Source organism: Pengzhenrongella phosphoraccumulans (assembly GCF_045689905.1).
GTDB lineage: Bacteria > Actinomycetota > Actinomycetes > Actinomycetales > Cellulomonadaceae > Pengzhenrongella > Pengzhenrongella phosphoraccumulans.
On the sequence record NZ_CP144210.1, the window covers coordinates 1835373 to 1859011 of the forward strand.

General features: G+C 71.4%; 19 protein-coding genes and 1 riboswitch. Of the genes, 9 read left to right on the forward strand and 10 right to left on the reverse strand.

The window, feature by feature from the left end:
• Nucleotides 1-130: 130 nt before the first annotated feature.
• The 3 genes from gcvP to VTA80_RS08500 form a co-directional block, all read right to left on the reverse strand.
• Nucleotides 131-2983, reverse strand: coding sequence for an aminomethyl-transferring glycine dehydrogenase (gcvP, locus tag VTA80_RS08490; RefSeq protein WP_407345733.1), 2853 nt, complete (start codon nucleotides 2981-2983; stop codon nucleotides 131-133).
• A gap of 317 nt (nucleotides 2984-3300) precedes the next feature.
• A riboswitch (glycine riboswitch) is annotated at nucleotides 3301-3436 on the reverse strand.
• Nucleotides 3437-3520: 84 nt separating this feature from the next.
• On the reverse strand, nucleotides 3521-3922 hold the full coding sequence (locus VTA80_RS08495; protein WP_407344952.1) for a zf-TFIIB domain-containing protein: 402 nt from the start codon (nucleotides 3920-3922) through the stop codon (nucleotides 3521-3523).
• A 156-nt stretch (nucleotides 3923-4078) separates the two neighbouring features.
• Nucleotides 4079-5290 (reverse strand): pyridoxal phosphate-dependent aminotransferase, encoded by a 1212-nt coding sequence (locus tag VTA80_RS08500; protein WP_407344953.1) that lies wholly within the window; start codon nucleotides 5288-5290, stop codon nucleotides 4079-4081.
• 40 nt (nucleotides 5291-5330) lie between these two features.
• Here VTA80_RS08500 and VTA80_RS08505 point away from each other — a divergent pair, with 40 nt between their 5' ends.
• Entirely contained in the window at nucleotides 5331-6323 is a 993-nt protein-coding gene (locus VTA80_RS08505) for a magnesium and cobalt transport protein CorA (RefSeq protein ID WP_407344954.1), read from the forward strand.
• 61 nt (nucleotides 6324-6384) lie between these two features.
• On the opposite strand, the gene VTA80_RS08510 is transcribed toward VTA80_RS08505, so the two are convergent.
• A complete protein-coding gene (locus tag VTA80_RS08510) occupies nucleotides 6385-6918 on the reverse strand; it encodes a low molecular weight protein-tyrosine-phosphatase (protein WP_407344955.1) in 534 nt (177 codons plus the stop codon).
• A 29-nt stretch (nucleotides 6919-6947) separates the two neighbouring features.
• Here VTA80_RS08510 and VTA80_RS08515 point away from each other — a divergent pair, with 29 nt between their 5' ends.
• The 3 genes from VTA80_RS08515 to VTA80_RS08525 all read left to right on the forward strand — a co-directional run bounded on the left by VTA80_RS08515 (nucleotide 6948) and on the right by VTA80_RS08525 (nucleotide 10538).
• Complete coding sequence (locus VTA80_RS08515) at nucleotides 6948-7826, forward strand: SDR family oxidoreductase (RefSeq protein ID WP_407344956.1); 879 nt, start codon at nucleotides 6948-6950, stop codon at nucleotides 7824-7826.
• A 34-nt stretch (nucleotides 7827-7860) separates the two neighbouring features.
• Nucleotides 7861-8880 carry an ImmA/IrrE family metallo-endopeptidase gene (locus VTA80_RS08520; protein WP_407344957.1) on the forward strand — a complete coding sequence of 340 codons (1020 nt, stop codon included), beginning with the start codon at nucleotides 7861-7863 and terminating at the stop codon, nucleotides 8878-8880.
• A 182-nt stretch (nucleotides 8881-9062) separates the two neighbouring features.
• Nucleotides 9063-10538 carry a DUF222 domain-containing protein gene (locus VTA80_RS08525; protein WP_407344958.1) on the forward strand — a complete coding sequence of 492 codons (1476 nt, stop codon included), beginning with the start codon at nucleotides 9063-9065 and terminating at the stop codon, nucleotides 10536-10538.
• 21 nt (nucleotides 10539-10559) lie between these two features.
• Here the strand turns inward: VTA80_RS08525 and map are convergent, their stop codons facing one another.
• The 3 genes from map to aceA form a co-directional block, all read right to left on the reverse strand.
• A complete protein-coding gene (gene map / locus VTA80_RS08530) occupies nucleotides 10560-11339 on the reverse strand; it encodes a type I methionyl aminopeptidase (protein WP_407344959.1) in 780 nt (259 codons plus the stop codon).
• A gap of 470 nt (nucleotides 11340-11809) precedes the next feature.
• Entirely contained in the window at nucleotides 11810-13498 is a 1689-nt protein-coding gene (gene aceB / locus VTA80_RS08535) for a malate synthase A (RefSeq protein ID WP_407345734.1), read from the reverse strand.
• Nucleotides 13499-13577: 79 nt separating this feature from the next.
• Nucleotides 13578-14897, reverse strand: coding sequence for an isocitrate lyase (gene aceA / locus VTA80_RS08540; protein ID WP_407344960.1), 1320 nt, complete (start codon nucleotides 14895-14897; stop codon nucleotides 13578-13580).
• 149 nt (nucleotides 14898-15046) lie between these two features.
• Here aceA and VTA80_RS08545 point away from each other — a divergent pair, with 149 nt between their 5' ends.
• Nucleotides 15047-16528, forward strand: coding sequence for a helix-turn-helix domain-containing protein (locus VTA80_RS08545; protein ID WP_407344961.1), 1482 nt, complete (start codon nucleotides 15047-15049; stop codon nucleotides 16526-16528).
• Between the two features lie 71 nt (nucleotides 16529-16599).
• Complete coding sequence (locus VTA80_RS08550; RefSeq protein ID WP_407344962.1) at nucleotides 16600-17250, forward strand: NADPH-dependent F420 reductase; 651 nt, start codon at nucleotides 16600-16602, stop codon at nucleotides 17248-17250.
• Between the two features lie 52 nt (nucleotides 17251-17302).
• On the opposite strand, the gene VTA80_RS08555 is transcribed toward VTA80_RS08550, so the two are convergent.
• The 3 genes from VTA80_RS08555 to VTA80_RS08565 all read right to left on the reverse strand — a co-directional run bounded on the left by VTA80_RS08555 (nucleotide 17303) and on the right by VTA80_RS08565 (nucleotide 19982).
• The gene (locus tag VTA80_RS08555; protein WP_407344963.1) at nucleotides 17303-17905 is read right to left on the reverse strand and encodes a hypothetical protein; all 603 of its coding nucleotides are present in this window, start codon (nucleotides 17903-17905) and stop codon (nucleotides 17303-17305) included.
• On the reverse strand, nucleotides 17902-18192 hold the full coding sequence (locus VTA80_RS08560) for a hypothetical protein (RefSeq protein WP_407344964.1): 291 nt from the start codon (nucleotides 18190-18192) through the stop codon (nucleotides 17902-17904). Before VTA80_RS08560 ends, VTA80_RS08555 begins: the two co-directional genes overlap by 4 nt.
• A 95-nt stretch (nucleotides 18193-18287) precedes the next feature.
• Nucleotides 18288-19982, reverse strand: coding sequence for an HAD hydrolase family protein (locus VTA80_RS08565; protein ID WP_407344965.1), 1695 nt, complete (start codon nucleotides 19980-19982; stop codon nucleotides 18288-18290).
• A 258-nt stretch (nucleotides 19983-20240) separates the two neighbouring features.
• Between VTA80_RS08565 and VTA80_RS08570 the strand changes: the two genes are divergently transcribed.
• The 3 genes from VTA80_RS08570 to VTA80_RS08580 all read left to right on the forward strand — a co-directional run bounded on the left by VTA80_RS08570 (nucleotide 20241) and on the right by VTA80_RS08580 (nucleotide 23618).
• Entirely contained in the window at nucleotides 20241-20762 is a 522-nt protein-coding gene (locus VTA80_RS08570; protein ID WP_407344966.1) for a hypothetical protein, read from the forward strand.
• Between the two features lie 151 nt (nucleotides 20763-20913).
• Entirely contained in the window at nucleotides 20914-23205 is a 2292-nt protein-coding gene (locus tag VTA80_RS08575) for a putative bifunctional diguanylate cyclase/phosphodiesterase (protein WP_407344967.1), read from the forward strand.
• Nucleotides 23206-23309: 104 nt separating this feature from the next.
• Nucleotides 23310-23618 (forward strand): protease inhibitor I42 family protein, encoded by a 309-nt coding sequence (locus tag VTA80_RS08580; RefSeq protein ID WP_407344968.1) that lies wholly within the window; start codon nucleotides 23310-23312, stop codon nucleotides 23616-23618.
• The last annotated feature ends 21 nt before the right edge of the window (nucleotides 23619-23639 follow it).

The following is a 23639-nucleotide window of genomic DNA, read 5'->3' on the forward strand; positions in this document are numbered from 1 at the left end:
TCTCTCTCCACCACCACACCCCCGCCGAACTCGGAGGTTTACGTCGAACTAGGACACTGCACTGTGCGAGTTCGAGGCAAACCTCCGAGTTCGGCGGGCCGTTGTGGCCGGGTTTTTGTAGGAGTGGGGGTTAGTAGGAGTCCAGAGGGGGGCAGCTGCAGATCAGGTGGCGGTCGCCGTGGGCGTTGTCGATGCGGCGAACCGGGGGCCAGTACTTCGCGCCGCGCAACGTCGCCACCGGGTAGGCGGCCTGCTCGCGGCTGTACGGCTTGGTCCACTCGTCGACCGTCAACGACTCGGCCGTGTGCGGTGCGCCGCGCAGCGGTGAGTCGGACAGCGGCCAACGACCGGCGCCGACGGCGTCGATCTCGCCACGGATCGCGATCATCGCGTCGATGAACCGGTCGACCTCGGCGAGGTCCTCGCTCTCGGTCGGCTCGACCATGAGCGTGCCCGAGACCGGGAACGACAGCGTCGGGGCGTGGAAGCCGTAGTCCATCAGCCGCTTGGCGACGTCCTCGGCGGTCACGCCGGTCTCCTTGGTGATCGCGCGCAGGTCGAGGATGCACTCGTGCGCGACCAGCCCGGCCGGACCCGTGTACAGCACCGGGTAGTGCTCGGTCAGCCGCGAGGCGATGTAGTTCGCGCCGAGGATGGCGACCTCGGTCGCGCGCCGCAGCCCCTCGCCGCCCATCATCGCGACGTACGCGAACGAGATCGGCAGGATGCCCGCCGAGCCGAACGGCGCTGCGGAGACCGGCGCCCGCCAGCCGGCGGCAGCGCTGGAGGTGCCCAGGCCGGCGTCGGCCCGCAGCGTCAGGTCCCCCGGCAGGTAGGGCGCGAGGTGCGCCCCGACCGCGATGGGCCCGACGCCGGGGCCGCCGCCGCCGTGCGGGATGCAGAACGTCTTGTGCAGGTTCAGGTGCGACACGTCGCCGCCGAACTCGCCCGGCCGGGCCAGCCCGACGAGCGCGTTCAGGTTCGCGCCATCGATGTACACCTGACCACCCGCTGCATGTACAAGGGCGCAGGCCTCCCCGACGTGCTCCTCGAACACCCCGTGCGTGGACGGGTAGGTGATCATGATCGCGGCGACGCGGGGGCCGTGCTCGGCCAGCTTGGCGCGCAGGTCGTCGAGCTCGACCGACCCGTCCGCGGCCGTCGCGACGACCACGACCCGCAGACCCGCGAGCGCCGCCGAAGCCGCGTTCGTGCCGTGCGCCGACGCCGGGATCAGGCACACGTCCCGGTCGACGTCGCCCGGCGCCGCGGTCGCCCGCAGGTACCCGCGGATGGCCAGCAGCCCGGCGAACTCGCCCTGCGAGCCGGCGTTCGGCTGCACCGACACCGCGGCATACCCGGTGATCTCGGCGAGCCAGGTCGTCAGGGTGTCGATCAGCTCGGTGTACCCGGCGGCCTGCTCCCGCGGCGCATACGGGTGGATCGAGGCGAACTCGGGCCAGGAGATGGGTTCCATCTCGGTCGTCGCGTTGAGCTTCATGGTGCACGAGCCCAGCGGGATCATCGAACGGTCCAGCGCGAGGTCCAGGTCCGACAGCCGGCGCAGGTACCGCAGCATCGACGTCTCGGAGCGGTGCGCGTGGAACACCGGGTGGGTGAGGTACTCGCTCGTGCGCAGGGTCCAGGCCGGCAGGTCCGACGTCGCGGGTGCCCCGGACGCCGTCGGCGCCCAGGCGGTGCCCGGCGGTACGGCCGCACCGGCGCCGCCGAACGCCTCGACCACGGTCAGCACGTGCGCCGACGTCGTGGTCTCGTCGCACGCGATCTGGACGTGGTCGTCGTCGGGCGCCCACAGGTTGATCCCGCGCGCGGCCGCGGCGGCGACCACCACCTGCGCCCGGCCCGGCACGACCGCGCGCACGGTGTCGAAGTAGACACCGTGGTCGATGGCGACGCCGGCCGCCTGCAGGCGGTCGGCCACCTCGACCGCGCGGGCGTGCACACGCTCCGCGATCGCCCGCAGGCCGTCGGGCCCGTGATAGACGGCGTACATCGACGCGACGATCGCGAGCAGCGCCTGCGCGGTGCAGATGTTGCTCGTCGCCTTCTCGCGACGGATGTGCTGCTCGCGGGTCTGCAGCGCGAGCCGGTACGCCCGGTCGCCGTCGGCGTCGATCGAGACGCCCACGAGCCGCCCCGGGATCATCCGTTCGAGCCCGGTCCGGACGGCCATGTACGCGGCGTGCGGGCCGCCGTAGAACAGCGGCACCCCGAAGCGCTGGCTGCTGCCGACCGCGACGTCCGCGCCGAGCTCGCCGGGCGGGGTGAGCAGCGTGAGCGAGAGCAGGTCCGCCGCGACGGTGACCAGCGCGCCGGCCTCTTTCGCCTGCCCGACGACGCCCCGCAGGTCGCGCACGACGCCCGACACCCCGGGCTGCTGGAGCACGACGCCGATCACGCCGTCGGCCCCGCCGATCCCGGCCGGGAGGCCGTCGGACAGGTCGGCGACCACGACGGTGAGCCCGATCGCCTCGGCCCGGCCCATCGTGACGGCGATCGTCTGCGGCAGGCACTCGGCGTCGAGCACGACGACGCCGTCCGGGCGACCCTTGACCGCGCGGCGCATCAGGAGCGCGGCCTCGGCGACGGCCGTGGCCTCGTCGAGCAGCGACGCGTTCGCGATCGGCAGCGCGGTGAGGTCGCCGATCATGGTCTGGAAGTTGAGCATCGCTTCGAGCCGACCCTGCGAGATCTCCGGCTGGTAGGGCGTGTAGGCGGTGTACCAGGCGGGCGACTCGAGCACGTTGCGGCGGATGACGGCGGGGGTGAACGTGTCGGAGTACCCGAGGCCGATCATCTGCGTCATCACGGTGTTCTTCGCGGCGATCGCACGGAGGTCGGCGAGGACCTCCTCCTCGCTGCGGGCCGCCGGCAGATCGAGCGGGCGCGCGGAGCGGATGGACGCGGGTACCGCGGCGTCGACGAGCGCGTCGAGCGAGTCGTAGCCGAGCTGCGCGAGCATGTGCGCGGTCTCGGCGCCGCGCGGTCCGATGTGCCGGTCGGCGAACTCGGGGGCGGCCGCCGTCGGGCCGGTGAGCGTCGCGCCGGTCGGGCGGGTCTGGGGTGCGTCGGTGGTCTCGGTCACGGTGCGGCTCCGGATGGACGTCCGGCGGGCGCCGGAAAGCAGACGGGTGGCCTCCCCGCTCTGTCATCCGGCGGCGTCAGCCGTCGACCTGAGAGTTTTGCCGGTCCGCCAGCGCCTGGGTGACCAGGCTCGGGGCGCGCCGGCTTGCACCGTCGGTGGGCCCCGTTGGATGCGGGGCCGCTTTCCAGAGTTGCCTCGCCACGGCGGTACGGGGGCCTGAGAGATTCCCGGGGAGGGTTGCTCCTTCGGCGCCTCGCCGCAGCCGTCGGGTGATCGGCCGGGGCCGAGCGATTCCGGCGGCGCACGGGAGGACTCTCCCGCCGCAGCTCGAGCAGCAAGTATTCGATTGTGTGGTGGCGCCAGGGTACGGCGTGCGGCGGGGTTCGACGTAGCCCTTCCGCCTCGTGGACCCGGTCAGAAGTCCAGGATGTCCCCGAGCCAGGAGCCCTTGCGCTTCTTCTTGTCGCCGTAGGCGCGGCTGTCGTGGCTGTCATGGCTGTCATGGCTGTCGTGCCGGTCGTGGCTGTCGTGGCTGTCGTGGCTGTCGTGGCTGTCGTGGCTGTCGTGGCTGTCACGATCGCGATCGTCGCGGAACCGTGGGTCGTAGCGCGGGTCCTCCCGCCGGGTCGGCACAGCCGCGACGGGCACGGGTGCCGCGGGGACGGCCGCGGACGGAACGGGCATCGCGCGGTCGAGGATCTTGTCGAGCTCACCGCGGTCGAGCCAGATCCCCCGGCACTGGGGGCAGTAGTCGATCTCGACGCCCTGGCGCTCGGACATCACCAGCTCGACGTCGACGTCCACGGGACACTTCACGGTGAATCCTCCTCGACGGACGGGCGAAGAGCCCGACCTGTTGCCCGTCCAACGCGCGGGGACCCGGTTCGGTGCCGCTCGTCCGGGCGCCGCGGCCCCCGACCAGGTCGGGGCCGCTGCCCGACGGCGATCACAGCGTCCGCTGCCCGACGGCGATCACAGCGTCCGCTGCCACGCCACGATCCGGTCCACCGCCGCGGAGACCACCTCGATCGACGACGCGAACGACAGCCGCACCCAGGACGCGCCGTCGACCGTGTCGAAGTCGGTCCCGGGCGTCAGCGCGACGCCGGCCTCGTCGAGCAGACGCGCGCACCAGGTGATCGAGTCCAGGCCGGAGGCGGAGATGTCGGCGTACAGGTAGAAGGCGCCGTCGGCCGGGGCCACCCGGTCCCAGCCCAGCTCGGGCAGCCGCGCGAGCAGGAGCTCGCGACAGGCGGCGTACCGCGCGACGTTGTCCGCCGCGGCGGCATACCCGGCCGGGCTGAACGCGGCCACGCCGGCATGCTGCGCGAGCGCCGGGGGGCACAGCGCGACGTTGCCCGCGAGCGCGTCCACCGGCGCGACCAGGTCGGTGGGCAGCAGCAGCCAGCCCAGGCGCCACCCGGTCATCGCCCAGTACTTCGAGAACGAGCTCACGACGACGGCGCCCTCGCCGAGGTACCGGGCCGCCGTCGTCGCCCCGGCGCCTTGCCCCGGGACAGCGCCCGAGCGGGCGCCGGAGTCGGTGCCGAGCTCCGTGCCGTACGTGATGCCGTGGTAGATCTCGTCGCTGATCAGCCGCACCCCGTGCGCCGTGCACCACTGCGCCAGCGCGGCCAGCTCGGTCGGGCTGATCATCGTGCCGGTCGGGTTCGCCGGGCTGGCGATCATCAGGCCGACGGGCGGGGGATCCATCGCCTCGAGCTGCGCGACGGTCGGCTGGTACCGGGTCTGAGGGCCGCATGCGAGCTCGACGACCTCGCAGCCGAGCGCGGTGAGGATGTTCTTGTAGGCCGGGTACCCGGGGCGGGCGAGCGCGACCCGGTCACCGACGTCGAACGCGGCCAGGAACGCGAGCATGAACGCGCCCGACGACCCGGTCGTGACGGCCACCTGCGCCGGGTCGACCTCGAGGCCGTACCAACGCCGGTAGTGCTCCGCGATCGCGCGCCGGATCGGCGGGGCGCCGAGCGACTCGGTGTACCCCAGGTGGGCGGTCGCGAGGAGCGAGGTGGCGAGCTCCCGCACCGCGTCGGACGCGCCGTTCGACGGCTCGCCCGCGCACAGGTTGAGCACCGACTGCCCGGCGGCCTGGCGGGCGTTCGCCGCCGCGATGATCTCCATGACGGCGAACGGGGGGACCTGGGCGCGGCGCGAGACCTTCATGCCCGTCATCCTCGTCGTTCCCGCGGGATAGCCTCGCCAGATGATCGTCGACAGCGCCCTGTACCTCGACGGCCGCAGCCAGCACGGCGTCGCCGACATCGCCGGAGCGCTGCGCCAGGCGACAGCCGGTGGCGGCTTCGTGTGGATCGGGCTGTTCGAGCCCACCGCCGCGGAGTTCGAGGAGATCTCGATCGACTTCACTTTGCCGATGCTCGCGATCGACGACGCCGTCCGCGCCCACCAGCGCCCCAAGCTCGAGCGCTACGGCGACGTCACGTTCGCCGTGGTCAAGCCCGCGCGGTACGTCGACCACGAGGAGGTCGTCCAGCTCAGCGAGCTGGCGGTCTTCCTCGGCAAGCACTTCGTCATCACGGTCCGCCACGGGATCTCGGACGTGCCCGCCACGGTGCGCGCCGAGCTCGAGGCGAGCCCGGCACTGCTCGCGCACGGCCCGGCCGCCGTCCTGTACCGCGCGCTGGACCTCGTGGTGGACGGCTACCTCGAGGTGGTCGAGGCGATCGGCGTCGACATCGACGAGATCGAGGAGCAGGTCTTCGGCGGCGACGGCGGCGAGCACTCCGAGCGCATCTACAAGCTCAAGAGCGAGGTCCTGGAGTTCCGCCGCGCGGTCATCCCGCTCACCGTGCCGCTGCAGCGCCTCGTCGCCGGCGAGGTGCCGTGGGTCGGTGAGGCCGCCCAGCCGTACTTCCGCGACGTGCACGACCACCTGCTTCGAGCCGGAGACGCGATCGAGGGCTACGACCATCTCCTGACCAACGTGCTCGCGGCCAACCTCGCCCAGGTGACCATCGAGCAGAGCCGCGTGACGGTCCGCCAGAACGAGGACATGCGCAAGATCTCGGCCTGGGCGGCGATCGCACTCGTGCCCACGGCCATCGCCGGGATCTACGGGATGAACTTCCAGTACATGCCCGAGCTGACCATGCGGTACGGCTACTTCGTGGTCCTCGCGGTGATCGCGGGCATCTGCGTCGGCCTGCACGCGCTCTTCCGGCACAACGACTGGCTGTGACCAGCTCGCTCTGAACCGCCGGCTCCGATCGTCTGACTCTTCGCCTGCCCGACGGCGCGGCTCAGGTCCCCGCGGGCCGCCCGGCCAGGTCGGCCCGCACCCGGGCGACGACGCCGTCCGCCGCCGCCTCGAGCTGCGTGAGGCACACCTCGAAGTCGTCCGGACCGCCGTACCAGGGGTCGTCGACGTCGAGCACGTGCTCGCGCGCCCCCGGCGCGACGTGCGGCGCCGCGGGATCGAACGAGCGGAGCATGACCACCCGGCGGACGGCGGCGTCGTCGGCCCCCGCGATGCGCCGCAGGGCCTGCGCGTGCACCTCCGTCATCGCCAGGACGAGGTCGGCCGCGACCAGGTCGCCCGCCCGGACCCGCCGGGCCGAGCGCACCGGCACGTCGTACCCGCGCGCGGCGAGCGCGGCCCCAGCCCGCGGGTCGATGGGGTTGCCGTGCTCCTCGGAGCTGATCCCGGTCGAGTCGACGACGACGCGCCCGGCGAGCCCCGCGGCCACGAACCGGTCCCGGAGCACCACCTCGGCCATCGGCGAGCGACAGATGTTGCCGGTGCACACGGTCATGACGCGATACGGATCAGCCATGGCTCATTCTCTGCTCTAGGTTCGAAGACGTGACCACTCCTCTCATCGCCGTCACCGGCGCGACCGGACAGCTCGGTGGACGGCTCGCGCTGCGCCTCGCCGCCGAGGGCGCCCACCAGCGCCTCGTGGTGCGCGACGCCGCCCGAGCGCCTGACCTGGTCGGCGCGTCGGTCGCCGTCGCGCAGGGGTACACCGACCGCGCGGGGATGCGGGCCGCGCTCGAGGGCGTCGACACGCTGTTCCTGGTGTCTGGCCGCGAATCGGCCGACCGGGTCGCCGAGCACCTGTCCGCTGTCGATGCGGCCGTCGATGCCGGCGTCAGCCGGATCGTCTACATCTCGTTCCTGGGGGCCGCACCCGATGCGACGTTCACGTTCGGGCGCGACCACGCCGCGACCGAGGCGTACATCCGGTCGACCGGCCTGCGCTTCACCTTCTTGCGCGACAACTTCTACCTTGCGATGTTTCCCCACCTGGTCGGCGCCGACGGCGTCATCCGCGGCCCCGCGGGAGATGGCCGGGTGAGCGCCGTCGCCCACGACGACATCGCCGACGTCGCGACCGCCGTCCTGCTCGACGAGCGCACCACCGCGCACGACGGGCTGACCTATGACGTGACAGGTCCCGAGGCCCTGACGATGGCAGACGCCGCGGCGCAGCTGTCCCGCGTGACCGGGCGCTCGATCACCTACCTGCCCGAGACCGTCGAGCAGGCCTACGCCTCGCGCGCCCACTACGGCGCTCCGGCGTTCGAGGTCGACGGCTGGGTGACGTCGTACACGTCGATCGGCACCGGTGAGATGGCGGAGGTCTCCCCCACCGTGCGCATCCTGACCGGCCGCGAGCCCGAGTCGTTCGCCACCTGGCTCGACCTCAACCCCCAGGAATGGACGCACCTGCGCGGCTGACAGAATGTCAGCGGGAAACGGGGGCACAGACGCCATGGATCATGCGGGTATCGGCGAGGTGCAGACCCTTTTTGACGCCGTTCCCGAGACGAGGGCACCGAGCCGGGGTGCGCGCGTCCACGGCGGCGGGACGAACGAGGCCAAGCGGTCGATCCACTACATGGTCGACGCCGCCCTGGAGTTCGGGAACTTCCATGGGCTCGCCGAGTTGCTCGATCGTGTCGCCGGCTTTCGCCAGTACAAGCCGTACAACGCCCTGCTCGTACTGCTCCAGCGCCCCGGCGCGTCTTTTGTGCTGCCCGCCCACGTGTGGGGCGAAAAGTATGGCCGCGTCGTTCTTCCCGACCAGCAGCCGTTGGTGATGCTGCAGCCCGGCGGGCCGGTGATGTTCCTTTTCGACGTCTCCCAGACCGAGGAAGGTAAGGATTCCCGGCCGCTCCCGCTGCATCTGCGAAACCCCTACGGGATGAAAGAGATCCCGGAGGCGGCGAGTGCGCTGGAATGGGTGATCCAGAATGCGAAGCAGGATGGCGTGCGCGTCCTGCCGGCGGGCCGGGGGCTGGAGTTCGCCGGGTGCATCCGACGGACGGCCGGCGCCGCCGCGCAGCGAGTCGTCGTGGGGCTGCGCCCGCTCACCGAGGCCGCGGTCGAGGTCCAGTACGACCTGATGCTCAACCGTGCGTACAGCCCGACCGAGCAGCTCGCGACCCTGGCCCACGAGCTCGGGCACCTGTACTGCGGACACCTGGGGACCCACGTCAGCCAGCTCTTGCCGGCCGAAAGCCTCTGGGCAGACCGGTCGGACCTCGGCCACGAGGACGACGAGCTCGAGGCCGAGTCGGTCGCGCGCCTGGTGTTCCGCTCGCTCGCCCCCGAGATCGAGCTGCCCCCGCACCTCGCGCAGTACTTCACCGTGGTCCCGGACCTGGCGGGTCTCGACCTCGAGCGCGTGCTCACCGCGGCCGGCCGCGTCGTCGAGATGGCCTACGGCCACGCACCGCGCCGTCCCCGCCAGCAACCGCGCACCCCCGTGGTCCGCACAGCGATCGGCTAAGTGGCGGCCGAGCCACCCACGGACATTCATTCCGCTCTTCTTTCCACATTACTTTTCCACATTTGTGTGCCGCGTTGTGGATAACTCTCTCGGACGCATGAATGTCAGTGGGTCTCGCTATCGTGGTGGCATCGGAAATTCGCGATGGTTCACGATGGTGCGGGCGGGGGAGGTGGGGCGAGATGGCATTCCTGGACGACGACCGGGCACCTCACGCCGCCGCCCCGCGCGAGTCGGGTGTGCCTGGGCCGGCTACTGAGGAGTCGGCTGTGCCTGGGCCGGCTACTGAGGAGTCGGCCACGCACGAGTCGGCGACGCACGGGTCGGGTGTGCTCTCGCTCTCGCAGCGGGTCGCGGTGCTGCGCGCGCAGGTCGACGCGCTGACGGAGGTCAAGCCCCGGGATCTGGGCTCCACCGACGCGCTCGGGCTGTTCGACGACCTTTTCGAGCTCGGGGACCGCCTCACCGCCCTGGCCGTTCGGGTGCTGCCCGTCATCGAGAACGACGGCCTGTGGGCCGTGAAGGGGGCACGCACCTTCCCGACCTGGCTCGCGCGTCGAGCCCGGATCACCCACGCGCGCGCGAGCCGCCTGACCCGCCTGGGCCGCGCCCTGCGCGACGAGTTGCCTGCCACTGCGGCCGCCCTGGTCACCGCCGGCCCCGACCGCGTCAGCGTCGAGATGGCCGAGATCCTCACCACCGTCGCCGCGACCAGCGACGCCCGCCGCACCGTGCTGGCCGACCCCGACGCCCCCTGCAACGAGCAGTTCCTGCTGGCTCAGGCTCGCCTGGTCTCCCCCGACCAGCTGCGCACCCTGACGCGCCGCTGGGCCGTGGCCGCCGACCCGACCACCGACGAACGCGGCTACCGAGACGCCAACGAACGCGAGTTCTTCGACATCGCCCAGACCACCGGCGGCGCCCACCTGTCCGGTTGGCTGACCACCGAGCACGGCCAGAGCCTCCTGGTCGCGCTCACCGCACTGGCTGGCATCCCCGCCAAGGACGACCCCCGGACCACGAGCCAACGACGCGCCGGTGCCCTGGCCGACCTGGCCCGCCTCACCCTGGACCACGACCTGACCGGCCCCGGCGGCGCCGCCCGTCCCCACCTGTCCGTCCTGGTCGACTACCCCACCCTGCTCAACCTCATCCTCACCACGGGCACCGGCACCAGCACGACCGGGAGCTCGTGCCCGACCGGGATCTTCCCTCTCCTGTCCACCCCGCCTAGGGCGGCGCTCAACCCCGACGCGCTCAACCCCGCCGTGTTCGACGACGGGCAGCCCCTGCCCCGCGCCGTCCTGGACCGGATGCTGTGCGACGCCGACATCACCCGCATCGTGTTCGGCCCCGACTCCCAGCTCCTGGACGTCGGGCGCACCCACCGCACCTACCCCGCCCACCTACGGCGCGCGATCATTGCCCGCGACAAGCACTGCCAGTACCCCGGCTGCCACGCCCCACCCCGGCTGTGCCAGTGCCACCACTGCCAGCACTGGACCCGCGACCACGGCCGGACCGACGCCCGCACCGGCATCCTGCTGTGCTACCACCACCACACCGTCGTGCACGACCTCGGCATCGAGATCCACTGGCGACCGGCCACCGGCTGGCAGTTCACCGACCGGACCGGACGACCCCTGAATCCCGACTGAACGGATAGCCGGGCGGTCCGACTACGCCGACGGTGAGACGGGGGCGGTGAGGATGTCCGGACCCGACTCGGTCACGGCGATCGTGTGCTCGGCGTGAGCGGTGCGCGCTCCGTCCGCCGAGCGAATGGTCCAGCCGTCGGCGTCGATGACGTAGTCGTCGCTGCCCGCCATGAACCACGGCTCGATGGCGATCACGAGCCCGGGACGCAGGGTGAGCCCGCGGCCGGCCCGGCCGAGGTTGGGCACGTGCGGATCCTCGTGCATCGTCCGACCGACGCCGTGGCCGCCGAAGTCCGCGTTGATTCCCAGACCGGCGTCCCGGCCGACCTTGCCGATCGCAGCCGAGATGTCGCCCATCTTCGCGCCGGGACGGGCGGCCGCAATCCCCGCCGCGAGCGCACGCTCGGTGACCTTGATCAGGCGCTGGCTCTCAGGATCCTGGGTGCCGACCTGGAAGGAGATCGCGGAATCGGCTACCCAGCCGCCCAGCTCGACGGCGAAGTCGACGCTCAGCAGGTCGCCGTCGACCAGCCGATAGTCCGAGGGCAGGCCGTGCAGGGCGGCGTCGTTGACGGAGGTGCACAGCACGCCCGGGTAGGGCATCGCGCCGAACGACGGGTGGTAGCCGAGGTACACCGAGCGGGCCCCGGCCGCCTTGATCATGGCGTGGGCATGGGCGTCCAGGTCGTTCAGGCTCATGCCGACGGCAGCGGTCTGGCGCAGGGAGGCCAGGACCTCGGCAACGAAGCGCCCGGTGGTCCGGATGCGCTCGATCTGTTCACGACTCTTCAGTTCGACCATGCCTGCACTCTCTCATCCGGGTGCGAATCGGGTCGTAACTCACCGGCCGAGTGAGTCGAACGGCACGTCCCGGGCAGGCGTCGGCAGGCACCGAGAAATGAGTCCGGGCAGTGAACAGCCCGTGGGCTGGGCTCCTGATGGAACCCTGCCGTGACGGACGAGATCACGGCTCCCACGGGCTGCGGTGACTGCCTGGGACTCGCAGGCCGCGCGCGGCCTACAGAACGGCAAAGCAGTCCGTCCAGTGCGTCTGCATCAACAGGCGCGGCGACTAGCGGACAGTCACCTCTCGCGTCCTAAAAGTTCTCACCCTTGGACCACCTCCCTTCTCGATGCCTCGACGGTACGTCCCGATCCGGGCGGCGCCAAGGCTTTTTCGTGCCCGGTTTGTCCGCGGCGGGAACATCGTTGGTCCCGCCGCGGTCCGGAACCTGTCAGGCCACGCAGGCCACTCAGACCACTCAGACCACTCAGACCACGCGGGTGCGCGGGCTCGAGGTGTGCACCAGGAACCGCGTGTAGGCGGTGATCGTGAGGAATGTCGGGAAGGCCTCCGCGAGTGCCACGTCGCGGAACACCTTCTCGGCGTCGTCGAAGCGGTCGTCCGCGGTGCGCGGCAGTCCAGCGAGCACCTCGGTGAGGCTCTGCTCGACGCTGTCGTGCGTGATGCGGTTCCCCTCGACGGTGACCGTCCCCTGGTGGATCCACTGCCAGATCTGGGAGCGGGAGATCTCCGCGGTGGCGGCGTCCTCCATCAGGTTGTCGATCGCCGCGGCACCCACTCCCCGCAACCAGGACTCGATGTACCGCACGGCGATCTGCACGTTGCCGCGCACCCCCGAGTCGGTCACCCGCCCCCCCGCCGACGCGAAGTCGAGCAGCTCGGCGGACGTGACGTGCACGTCGTCGCGCAGGCGGTCGACCTGGTTCGGCCGCTCACCCAGCACGCCGTCGAACACCTCGCGTGCGACCCCGATGAGGTCGGGGTGCGCGACCCACGATCCGTCGAAGCCGGCGTTCGCCTCGCGCTCCTTGTCCGCCTTGACCTTGGCCAGTGCGACCTCGGTGACCTCCGGGTCACGCCGGTTGGGGATGAACGCCGCCATGCCGCCGATGGCGTGCGCCCCGCGCCGGTGGCAGGTCGACACGAGCAGCTCCGTGTACGCCCGCATGAACGGCACCGTCATGGTCACCTCGGAGCGGTCCGGCAGGACGAACCGCGGCCCACGGGTGCGGAAGTTCTTGATGATGCTGAAGATGTAGTCCCACCGCCCCGCGTTGAGCCCCGCGCAGTGCTCGCGCAGCTCGTAGAGGATCTCCTCCATCTCGAACGCCGCCGTGATCGTCTCGATCAGGACGGTCGCGCGGATCGTGCCCCGGCGGATGCCGAGGTACTCCTGCGTGAACAGGAAGATGTCGTTCCACAGCCGCGCCTCGAGGTGGCCCTCGAGCTTGGCCAGGTAGAAGTACGGCCCGCGCCCCGAGTCGATCAGGTGCTGGGCGTTGTGGAACGCGTACAGCCCGAAGTCGACCAGGCTGGCCGACGCCGCCGTCCGCTGGCCCGCACGGTCCGTGAACCGCAGGTGCTTCTCGGCCAGGTGCCAGCCCCGCGGTCGCATGACGATCGTGGGCAGCTCGGACAGCAAGCCCTTGAGCCGGTACTCCTTGCCGTCGTCGGCCGTGAAGTCGATGCGCCCGCGCAGCGCGTCGACCAGGTTGAGCTGGCCGCCGATGATGTTCTCCCAGGTGGGCGAGGTGGCGTCCTCCAGGTCGGCGAGCCAGACCAGCGCGCCGGAGTTCAGCGCGTTGACGGTCATCTTGCGGTCGGTGGGACCGGTGATCTCGACCCGACGGTCCTCCAGGGCGGGACCGGCCCCGGCGACCTGCCACGTCGGGTCAGCCCGGACGGGCTGGGTCTCGACCAGGAAGTCGGGGTCGGCCCCGTTGGCGAAGCGCGCCCGGCGCCGCTGCCGCGCGAGCAGCAGGTCGTGGCGCCGGCCCAGGAACCGGGTGTGCAGCTCGGTGACGAAGGCGAGGGCCTCCGGCGTGAGGATCTCCGCAGAGCCGACCACGACGTGGCCGGTGATCTCGAGGTGCGGTGCGGTCACGGTCATCGAGGTGCCGGTGCTCGAACTAATGGTGCTCGAGGTACCTGACATCGGGGCGATGGTCCGTGCGGTGCTGGGCATGGCGGTGCTGGTCATGGCGATCTCCGCTCGCAAGCAGGTGGTGGTTCGGTCAGTGCTGAGACGTGAACTGGGCGGTCTCCGTGGAGCCCGCCAGGGCCAGGGTGCTGCTCTGCGGGTTGAGCGCAGTGGCCACCTTGTCGAAGTACCCCGTGCCGACCTCGCGCTGGTGGCGCGTGGCGGTGTAGCCGTCGACCTCAGAGGCGAACTCGGCCTCCTGGAGCTCCACGTAGGCGCTCATGCCGCGCTCGGCGTAGCCCTTGGCGAGGTTGAACATCGAGTGGTTGAGCGCGTGGAACCCGGCCAGGGTGATGAACTGGAATGCGTAGCCGTAGGAGGCCAACTCCTTCTGGAAGCGCGCGATCGCGTCGTCGTCGAGCGCCGCCTTCCAGTTGAACGACGGCGAGCAGTTGTACGCGAGCATCTTGCCCGGGTACAGCGCGTGGATCCGCTCGGCGAACTCGCGCGCCAGCTCGAGGTCGGGCTCACCCGTCTCGACCCAGATGAGATCGGCGTACTCGGCGTACGCCGATGCGCGTGCGACGACGGCGTCCAGGCCCGGGCGCACCCGGAAGTAGCCCTCCGGCGTGCGCTCACCGGTGAGGAACTCGGCGTCGCGGGGATCGATGTCGGACGTCATGAGATCGGCGCCGAGCGCGTCGGTGCGGGCGATGACGATCGTCGGCACCCCGGCGACGTCGGCCGCGAGGCGGGCCGCGTTGAGCGTGCGCACGTGCACCGAGGTCGGCACGAGCACCTTGCCGCCGAGGTGGCCGCACTTCTTCTCCGACGCGAGCTGGTCCTCCCAGTGCACGCCGGCCGCGCCGGCCGCGATCATCGAGGTCATCAGCTCGTAGGCGTTGAGCGGGCCACCGAAGCCGGCCTCGGCGTCGGCGACGATGGGCGCGAACCAGTCCCGGACCGGGCCGCCGTTCGCCTCGCTGCACTCGATCTGGTCGGCGCGCAGCAGCGCGTTGTTGATCCGGCGCACGACGGCGGGCACCGAGTTCGCGGGGTACAGGCTCTGGTCGGGGTAGGTCTGCCCCGAGAGGTTCGCGTCGGCGGCGACCTGCCAGCCCGAGAGGTAGATGGCCTTGAGGCCGGCGCGGACCTGCTGGACCGCCTGGTTCCCGGTCAGCGCACCCAGGGCGGGCACCCACTCCTGCGAGTGGAGCAGCTCCCAGAGCTTGTCGGCACCGCGCTGGGCCAGGGTGTGCGCCTCGCGGACGGAACCACGCAGGGCGACGACGTCCTCGGCCGTGTAGTCGCGGCTGACCCCGGCCCAGCGCGGGTCGGTGGCCCACAGCTCGGTGAGCTCGGCAGGCGTCTGTCGCTCGTCGCCGGCGTGGATGGGGGTGGTGGCGTTGCTCACGATGGGCCTCCGTTGGGTTCGTGTTCGTCCTGGTGGCATCACTTTGGTGGAAGGTCAAGGGTTCTTACCCGGGAATCTGAGCAGAAGAACTGCGATTCTTCTGCCCCGAGAAACATCCTCAGCGGGTCGTTCCTAGGGGAAGGTGAGGCATGACCTTGACGCCCAGCCAGGCCCCTACGCCGACCCCGTTGCCCGTGGGCGAGGTCGACACCCTGTTGCTCGGTCGCCGCATCCGGCACCTGCGCACGGCCGCCGGGATGACGCTCGACGAGCTCGGCGCCGCCGTCGGCCGGGCTGCCTCCCAGGTCTCGATGCTCGAGAACGGCCACCGCGAACCCAAGCTCTCGCTGCTGCACGCCGTCGCCGCGGCGCTCAGCGTCCCGCTGGCGGAGCTGCTCGCGGGCGAGGCGCCGAGCAGGCGGGTCGCGCTCGAGGTCGAGCTCGAGCGGGCACAGCGCGGACCGCTGTTCGCCGCGCTCAAGCTGCCGTCCGTCAAGGTCGGCAAGTCGCTGCCCACCGAGGCGCTCGAGACGATCCTCGGGCTCCAGGCCGAGGTCCAGCGTCTGCTCACCGAGAACGCGGCGACGCCCGAGGAGGCCCGCCGCGCCAACTCCGAGCTCCGCGTCACGATGCGCGCGCAGGACAACTACTTCCCCGAGCTCGAGGCGCACGCCCGCACGCTGCTGGCCGCGATCGACCACCCCGGCGGACCGCTGTCGCAGCGGGGGACCGCGGACATCGCCGCGCACCTCGGGTTCACGCTGCACTACGTGCACGACCTGCCGCACTCGACGCGCTCGGTCACCGATCTCGAGAACGGCCGGATCTACCTCCCGTACGCCCTCACGGCGACGAGCGACCCCCGGTCGGCGCTGCTGCAGGCGCTCGCGAGCCACGTGCTCGGGCACACCGAGCCGGACGGATATGGCGACTTCCTGCGCCAGCGGGTCGAGAACAACTACCTCGCGGCCGCCCTGATGGTGCCCGAGCACAGCGCGGTCGCCCTGCTGCGGGCGGCCAAGGTCGAGCGGCGTCTGTCCGTCGAGGACCTTCGGGACGCCTACGCGGTCCCCTACGAGACCGCGGCCCACCGGTTCACCAACCTCGCCACCAAGCACCTCGACATCCCGGTGCACTTCATGAAGGCGCACGAGAGCGGGACCCTGCACAAGGCCTACGAGAACGACGGCGTCCGGTTCCCGACCGACCCGCTCGGCTCGATGGAGGGTCAGCCCGTGTGCCGGCACTGGACCGCACGGGTCGTGTTCTCCATCCCCGACCGCTTCAGCCCGTACTACCAGTACACGGACACCCCGACCGGGACGTACTGGTGCACCTCCCGCGTGCACGGCTCGGCGGAGGGGGAGTTCTCGGTGAGCGTGGGCGTGCCGTTCGCCAACGTGCGCTGGTTCCTGGGGCGCGAGACCACCGAGCGCGCGGTGTCGTCCTGCCCCGACCCGGATTGCTGCCGGCGAGCCCCCGCTGACCTCGCGCGCAGGTGGTCGGGGAACTCCTGGCCGAGCGCGCGGCCGCACGCGAGCCTGCTCGCGGCCCTGCCGACCGGGGCGTTCCCGGGCGTCGACCAGACCGAGGTCTTCACCTTCCTTGAACGGCACGCGCCGCTGACCTGATCTGTCCCGGTATGCCGTCTCACAGTGGGGACAAGGGGAACACCCAGGAGGCTTTCTTGGTTCTCTGGCACATGACAACGATCGGAATCATCGGAGCAGGACACATCGGCGGCACCCTCGCCCGCCTCGCCGTCGCCGCTGGATATGAGGTCGTCGTGAGCAACTCCCGCGGACCGGAGACGCTCGTCGATCTCGTCGCGGAGCTCGGCGACAGCGCACGTGCCGGGACCGCTCAGGAGGCCGCCGATGCCGGTGACGTTGCGATTGTCACGATCCCGCTGCGCAACTACCGCGACATCCCCGTGGAGCCGCTCGCGGGCAAGGTCGTCATCGACACCAACAACTACTACCCGCAGCGCGACGGGCAGATCGCCGAGCTCGACTCCGAGGCGACGACGTCCGCCGAGCTGCTCCAGGCGCACCTGCCGACCTCGAAGGTCGTCAAGGCGTTCAACCACATCACGTCCGCCGACCTCGGCTCGCAGGGGACGCCGTCGGGCACCGCGGGGCGCCGCGCGCTGGCCATCGCCGGGAACGACGCGGCGGCCAAGGAGCGGGTCACGCGCCTCATCGACCACCTCGGGTACGACGTCGGCGACGCCGGTCCGCTCGCCGAGGGCTGGCGGATCCAGCCCAACACGCCCGGGTACGGGCCGCGGCTCGATCTCGCCGGGCTCGCCTCCGCGCTCGCCGGCGCGACGCGGGCCTCGGCATCGGTCTAAGCGCTGCTCGGTCTCGTCGCCAGGTCGGCTCGACCCCGGCGGGGCAGTGGGACTACCGCAGCTCCGGCTCGGCCGGGAGGTCGAGCCGGCGCGCGTAGTACGCCCACGGGAACCACATCGTCTTGATGAGCCGCCAGCCCTCGTCCCGCATCCGGCTGCGGCGCGAGCCGATCGAGACGAGGACCCGGCGGTGCTCCCACTGCCACGGTGAGGCCTCGACCACGTGGAAGAGCGTGCCGTAGTCGACGCTGTGCCAGCCGTGCAGGCCCTCCTCGGCCAGCACGGCCATCTCGTCGAACGCCGTGAGCGGGCTCAGCACACGACGCGCGGGCGCGCCGGGCGCAGCGGAGACGTCACCTGCGGCGGTCGCGGGGGCGCCGAAACGTTGCTGGGCCGCCTGACGGCTCACCCCGAGCACCCGGCCGACGGCGTCCCAGCTGTGCCCGGCGTGGCGCGCGCCGTCGACGGACTCGCGCAGCAGCCGACTGGTCTCCTCGGCTGCGGTGCGGGTCGCCGCGACGAGGCGGAGGTAGGCGCGCGGATCGTTCTGGAGCGCGGAACTCAACCCCGCGGGGACGGAGAGCACCGCAGCGGCGATCGCCTCGCGCAGCGCCGACTCCTCGGCGGGCGTGAGCGCCTCGGGCTCGGCGCTCATCGAGGGTCCTGGGGACGGTCGACGTGCAGGGGCTCGAGCGCGTCGAGAACGGCGAGGTCGGCGTCGTCCACCGGGACGGTGCGCACGTAGGCGCTCCGGGGGGCGCCGAGAGCGAGCACGACGCCGGACGTCACGGCCAGGGCGATGCACGCTCCCAGCACCAGGCCACCGACGAAGCCGTGGGTGGGGGACCCGTAGACCGCGACGACGACGAGGGCGATCGGGGCGATCAGGGTGGCGATGCGTTGGAGCGGCGTCAGTCGTCGGACGAGACCGGTTCGAATCATCTGTCAATTGTTCATTGACGCAAGGTCCTCTGTCAATCTCTGATTGACGTCCCGTCTCATCGACGTCGCAACTCCTGGCGGTCGCCCCGCCGAGCTCAGTCAGCAGCGATGGCCTCCTGCGCCGCCAGCTCCTCGATCCCGTACCGCGAGTTCACCGCGGCCGCCAGCGCAGCCCGGGCCCGCTCGACCGAGGTCGCGTTGCGCGCCACGAGGTCGCGCTCGACGCCCGCGACGACGTCGGCCAGGGTCGCGTCCTGGAGTGCGCCCGCGATCCAGCGGGAGAAGTCGCCGCGCGCGGCGTGGAAGTTGAGCGCCTCGTGCGGCACCCGATGGATGGCCCGCTCGAACTCCGCGAGGTTCCCGGCCGGCGGCACCGACGCCGCCCGGAAGACGAACCGGCGCCCCTCGGGCAGCTGGGCCTCGGTGTACTTGTGCAGGTGGCGCACGTGCTCGCTGCGCCGCTGCTCGACGGCGAACAGCCGGGACCCGGTCGTGTCGGTGAGGATCGCATGCCCCAGCCCGACGCCTCCCGGGGTGTCCTGCGGGGGCCCGAGGACGGTGACCGTCAGGTCCACCGAGAGCCGCAGGTGCTCCGACAACAGCTCCGGTCGGTAGGTGATCAGGCAGAGCCCCCGACCCAGGGCCTGCAGCAGCGGCGCCGTGGAGCTCGTCGTCGCCAGCTCTGTGGACAGGTGCGCCTCGTCGACGACCACCCAGTGCGGCACGCCGTGGGCGAGCCGCTCGGCCTCGATGAGCGCGGGCAGCTGGCGCACGTAGTCGGTCTTCGCCCTGTCGGTCAGCGCGGTGAGATCGAGCACCACGCTGGAGAACCGCTGGCGAAGCAGGCTGATGAGCTCGACCGGGCTCGGCAGATGCAGGCGGGCGTCCACCTTCATCACGCCCGGCAGGACCGCCAGCCCGCTGTGGTCCCCCTCGGGGTCGATGACCAGGACGGTGTAGCCGGCGTCGGTCCACCGCTCGACGAGCATCCCGGCCAGGTAGCTCTTCCCGGTCCCGCTGTCGCCGCTCACCAGGATCGTGGCCTGCGACCCCGGGAGCAGGGCTGGCGCGCCGTCGTCGAACTCCCCGACGCGGACCCAGTGGCGCGGCGGGCACAGGCGCTGCTGCCCGCGGAAGAGCGCCCCCCGGGCGATCGCCCCGACGGCCGCCCCCGACGGCACGTCGAGGTGGATGTCCGCGTGGTCGCGCAGCGACTGGACCGCGTCCGCGACGGCCACGCCGACCTCTGCTGTCCGCAGCAAGGAGAGGTCGTTCTCGGCATCCCCCACCGCGACCGTGTTGTGGTACGAAACGCCCATCCCCCCGAGCGCGACGAACAGTCCGCGGCCCTTGGAGACCCCTGAGGGCAGCACCATCAGGGCCGCGCGGTTGTGCACGAGCTGGCAGTCGAGACCGAGGCGCTCGACCTGCTTGGACACGATCGGCGTGTGCGCGCCGTCGCAGGCGAGCAGCACCCGACCGCGGCGGCAGGGCACGCCCCGCTCCACGAGCGCGCTCTCGAGCTCGAGCTCGATGGGCGGCGCCAGCAGCTGAGTGCCCGCGCGAGTCGTGACCACCGCGCCGTTCTCGCTCACGACGGCGTCGAAGCGCGCGGTGAGCCCCGGGAAGTCCTGGTCGAGCTCGTCGGCGACCCGGCCGGTGACCAGCAGGGCGGCCACACCCTCCGCGCGCAGCTCGTCGAGTGCTGTCATCGAGTCCTGGTTGAGCACCCCGTCGTGGGTCAGGGTGCCGTCCAGGTCCGTCGCGATCGCCCGGAAGTACTCCGACATGGCGCGCTCACCTCCCACGGCGAAGGGCGAGTGCCGCGCACATCATCGGACCACCCGTCCAGCCATCGTGCCCGGGCGCGCCTGGGATCAAAAGGGTCAAAGGCCCCAGAAAGGGCGGCGATGGGGCTTAGCCGAGCCTTAGCCCAGGTTTGCCGTGCCGTTGACGTGGTCGACACCACGGTGGGACTCGACGCAGATGCCGCCCCGACGCTGGTCGCCGCCTCACTGTGCGAACGCCGTTCAACCCAAGGAGTCACCATGAAGTGGAACCACCGCTCGTCCATCGCTCTTGCTGCCGCGACCGTGCTGACCGGGGCCGGCTTCGCCGTCGCCGCGAACGCCGCCGAGGCCGGCCGGTCGTCCTCCCCGGACCCGACCCCGATCGCGATCCCCAGCGCGACCTCGACCGTCCTCGACGACCACGGGACCGATTCCCACCGGGCCGACGACGGCGCCGTCGTGCCGGGATCCCCTGACGCGAGCACGCACGATGCCGGCGATGACGGTCTCGAGCTCAGCTCGAACGGATCCGACGACCCCACGACCCATGATGTCGGCGACGACCGGCTCGACGACTCGGTCACGGACGACTCGGACGGCGACGCAGACGACGACAGCGACGGTTCCGACCTCCGCAACGGGGTCGACGACTCGGCCACGCACGACGGCGGCGATGCCCGCGACTCGCACGCCAGTGGCGGCACCGACGATCCCGCCTCGCATGACGTCGGCAACGACCAGGCCGCTCAGGACCACAGCGGCACGGGCTCCCACTCCTGACCCGGCGCTCGCCTCGACCCCGCAGGGGCTCGGGGCGAGCGGCAGGTCCGAACCGTTTTGATCTCACCAAACCTTCACGACCGCAGGCGGGATGCCGAAAGGTAGACGGGTGCCGATAGCACCATTACTGGCATCGTTGTCGACACCGGGGGTGAGTGTGCGAGCGCCGACTCCCAGGACGCTGCGCACCGGCCTGATCTGGGCGATGTGGGTGCTGATCGCGGTCTACCTCGTCGGCCTGACCCTGCCGGAGCTCACCACGCTCGAGTCGAGACCGACCGTGTACGGCTGGCCCGGGATGGCCGGACTGTGGACGTGCGTCGCGGTGTGCTGGCTGTCCGTCCGGCGGGCGAGGATCCGACATCCGGAGGCCTGGTTCGCGGCGGCGGTGACCTGCCAGGTCCTCGGGCTCACCTACGTCGGGGTCGTGACCCTCGTCCAGGGATCGAACCCGCTCCCCTCCCCGGCCGACCTCGGTTTCGTCGCGTTCAACGCGTTGATGCTGATCGGCCTCGTGGTCGCCGTGCGCAACGACCCGCGCGGGCTCGCCTCGGCGGTCTGGCTCGACAGCATCGTGGGCGCGCTCGCCGCGGCCGCCGTGCTCGCGGTCGTTCTCAGCCCCGTCCTGGCCCCGGTGCTGGCCGGTTCGCCCACGCCTGCGCGCGCCATCACGTTCAGCTACCCGTTGGGTGACCTGCTCCTGGTCGCGGCCGTCACGGGTATCGCCACCGTGCGCGGGCGACAGGCCGGGGGTCAGTGGGTCCTGCTGGCCCTGGGTTTCTCCGTCTTCGCGGCAACGGACGTCGTGTACGCCCTCCAGCGCGACACCGGCTCGTTCACCCTCGGCACCCCGCTCGACGGCGGTTGGGCGGTCGGGCTGGCCCTGATCGCGATGAGTGTCGATCACCAGGAGCGGCGCGCGGAGAGAGTGCCGGGACCGCTGATGGACAGCCCGGCCCGGAAGTCGGCCCTGGCGGTGTCCACGGTGGCGTCCGTCGCGGCGGTGACCGTGCTCGTGGTCGGTACCCGGGCCGACCTGTCGACGCTGGCCGTCGTGCTCGCGGCGCTGACGCTGCTCGCCGTGACGGCCCGAACCCAGCTGGCGTTCGGTCAGCTGGCCGAGATGGCGCGCAGGCGCCGCGAGGACTCCGTGACCGACCCCCTGACCGGGCTCGCGAACCGACGCGCGCTGGCGACCGAGGCACGGGCGCTCCTGGGGGACTGCACGCCCACGAACCGGGCGCTGCTCCTGCTGGATCTCGACAAGTTCAAAGAGGTCAACGACAGCCTGGGGCACCAGATCGGGGACCTGCTGCTCATCGAGGTCGGCATCCGGCTCCGCCGACAGCTGCGTCCCGGGGACCTGCTGGCGCGCCTGGGCGGTGACGAGTACGCCGTCCTGCTCGAGGACGCCGACCAGGACCGCGCCGTGAAGGTCGCCGTCGTGCTCCACGACACGCTCGCCGAGCCGTTCGAGCTGGCCGGCCTGGCGCTGCACTCGAGCGCGAGCATCGGGATCGCCGTGTTCCCCGACGACGGTCCGGACCTGAGCACCCTGCTGCGCAAGGCCGACATCGCGATGTACAAGGCCAAGGCGTCGGGCCACGGCCATCACGCGTACAGCTCGGCCGACGACACCCACCGCGCCGACCGGCTCCGGACGGTGGAAGAGCTCCGGACGGCGATGACCTCCCACGAGCTGGTGCTGCACTACCAGCCCAAGGTCGATCTCGAGAGCGGGGACGTCCGCGGGGTGGAGGCCCTGGTCCGCTGGCAGCACCCCGCACGAGGACTGCTCTACCCCGACGACTTCATCAGCCTGGTCGAAGAGGCGGGCCTCATGGGCGACATGACCCGGATCGTGCTGGCCCAGGCCCTCGATCAGGTGGTCGCCTGGCGCGCCCTCGACCACGACCTCACCGTGGCGGTCAACCTCTCGGCGAGCTCGCTCGTCGACAGCGGCCTTCCCGACGAGGTCGCCGGGATGCTGGCCGACCGGGGGATCCCGCCGTGCGCCCTCCAGCTCGAGATCACGGAGGAGTTCCTCATGGCCGATCGCGATCGGGCCCGCGCCATCCTGGGGCAGCTGCGCGACGGCGGCATCCAGATCGCGGTCGACGACTTCGGCACGGGTTACAGCTCGCTGGCGTACCTGCGCGAGCTGCCGGTCGACGAGCTCAAGCTCGACCGCTCGTTCGTCCAGCCCATGGATGACGACACCCGGGCCGCCGCGCTCGTCGCGTCCACCATCGATCTCGCCCACAGCTTGGGCCTCCGCATGGTCGCCGAAGGTGTGGAGACCGCGCTCGCCTACGCCGAGCTGGCGCGGCTCGGCTGCGACGAGGCCCAGGGCTACTACCTCTCGCGCCCGCTGCCGGCCGAGGAGCTGGGCCGCTGGCTGGTCGGTGCCGGACGACGACTCGCCGTGGACGCTCGAGAATAGGCGTTCCCCATTGACCGTTGACCGGTCCCCGGGTCCGCGAGCAGGATGGTGATGCTGTGGATCACGACCCTCGCACCGGCCTGGACGCCTGGGGGGGTGCTGACATGAGCGAGGCAGACCTCCCGGAGCAGCTGACGCTCCGGCCGGGTGAGGAGCGCCGGATCATGCTCCCGAGCCACGGTGGCGGCGGCTACCGGTGGCAGGCAGGCGTGGACGGCGACAGTGTTGAGGTCAGCGTGGACTTCGAAGACACCTTCCCCCGAGAAGACCTGCCCGCCCCCGTCCGGAGCGTCTCCCAGGTCCTGGCGATCGTGGCCGTTCGACCGGGTGTCGCCGCCGTCGTCCTGCAGGAAGGCAGGTCCTGGGAGTCGCTCGTCACCACGACGCATCGAATCGAAGTGCAGGTCAGGTAATCACACGAGAGGGAGTAGACC

Coding starts and splice junctions, on each gene's coding strand:
- gcvP (WP_407345733.1), bottom strand. CDS start 2,983: ATGCTCGCGCAGCTCGGCTACGACTCGCTCGACGCGCTCGTCGACGCC.
- VTA80_RS08500 (WP_407344953.1), bottom strand. CDS start 5,290: ATGAAGGTCTCGCGCCGCGCCCAGGTCCCCCCGTTCGCCGTCATGGAG.
- VTA80_RS08505 (WP_407344954.1), top strand. CDS start 5,331: ATGATCGTCGACAGCGCCCTGTACCTCGACGGCCGCAGCCAGCACGGC.
- VTA80_RS08510 (WP_407344955.1), bottom strand. CDS start 6,918: ATGGCTGATCCGTATCGCGTCATGACCGTGTGCACCGGCAACATCTGT.
- VTA80_RS08520 (WP_407344957.1), top strand. CDS start 7,861: ATGGATCATGCGGGTATCGGCGAGGTGCAGACCCTTTTTGACGCCGTT.
- VTA80_RS08525 (WP_407344958.1), top strand. CDS start 9,063: ATGGCATTCCTGGACGACGACCGGGCACCTCACGCCGCCGCCCCGCGC.
- map (WP_407344959.1), bottom strand. CDS start 11,339: ATGGTCGAACTGAAGAGTCGTGAACAGATCGAGCGCATCCGGACCACC.
- aceB (WP_407345734.1), bottom strand. CDS start 13,498: ATGTCAGGTACCTCGAGCACCATTAGTTCGAGCACCGGCACCTCGATG.
- VTA80_RS08545 (WP_407344961.1), top strand. CDS start 15,047: ATGACCTTGACGCCCAGCCAGGCCCCTACGCCGACCCCGTTGCCCGTG.
- VTA80_RS08550 (WP_407344962.1), top strand. CDS start 16,600: ATGACAACGATCGGAATCATCGGAGCAGGACACATCGGCGGCACCCTC.
- VTA80_RS08555 (WP_407344963.1), bottom strand. CDS start 17,905: ATGAGCGCCGAGCCCGAGGCGCTCACGCCCGCCGAGGAGTCGGCGCTG.
- VTA80_RS08560 (WP_407344964.1), bottom strand. CDS start 18,192: ATGATTCGAACCGGTCTCGTCCGACGACTGACGCCGCTCCAACGCATC.
- VTA80_RS08565 (WP_407344965.1), bottom strand. CDS start 19,982: ATGTCGGAGTACTTCCGGGCGATCGCGACGGACCTGGACGGCACCCTG.
- VTA80_RS08570 (WP_407344966.1), top strand. CDS start 20,241: ATGAAGTGGAACCACCGCTCGTCCATCGCTCTTGCTGCCGCGACCGTG.
- VTA80_RS08580 (WP_407344968.1), top strand. CDS start 23,310: ATGAGCGAGGCAGACCTCCCGGAGCAGCTGACGCTCCGGCCGGGTGAG.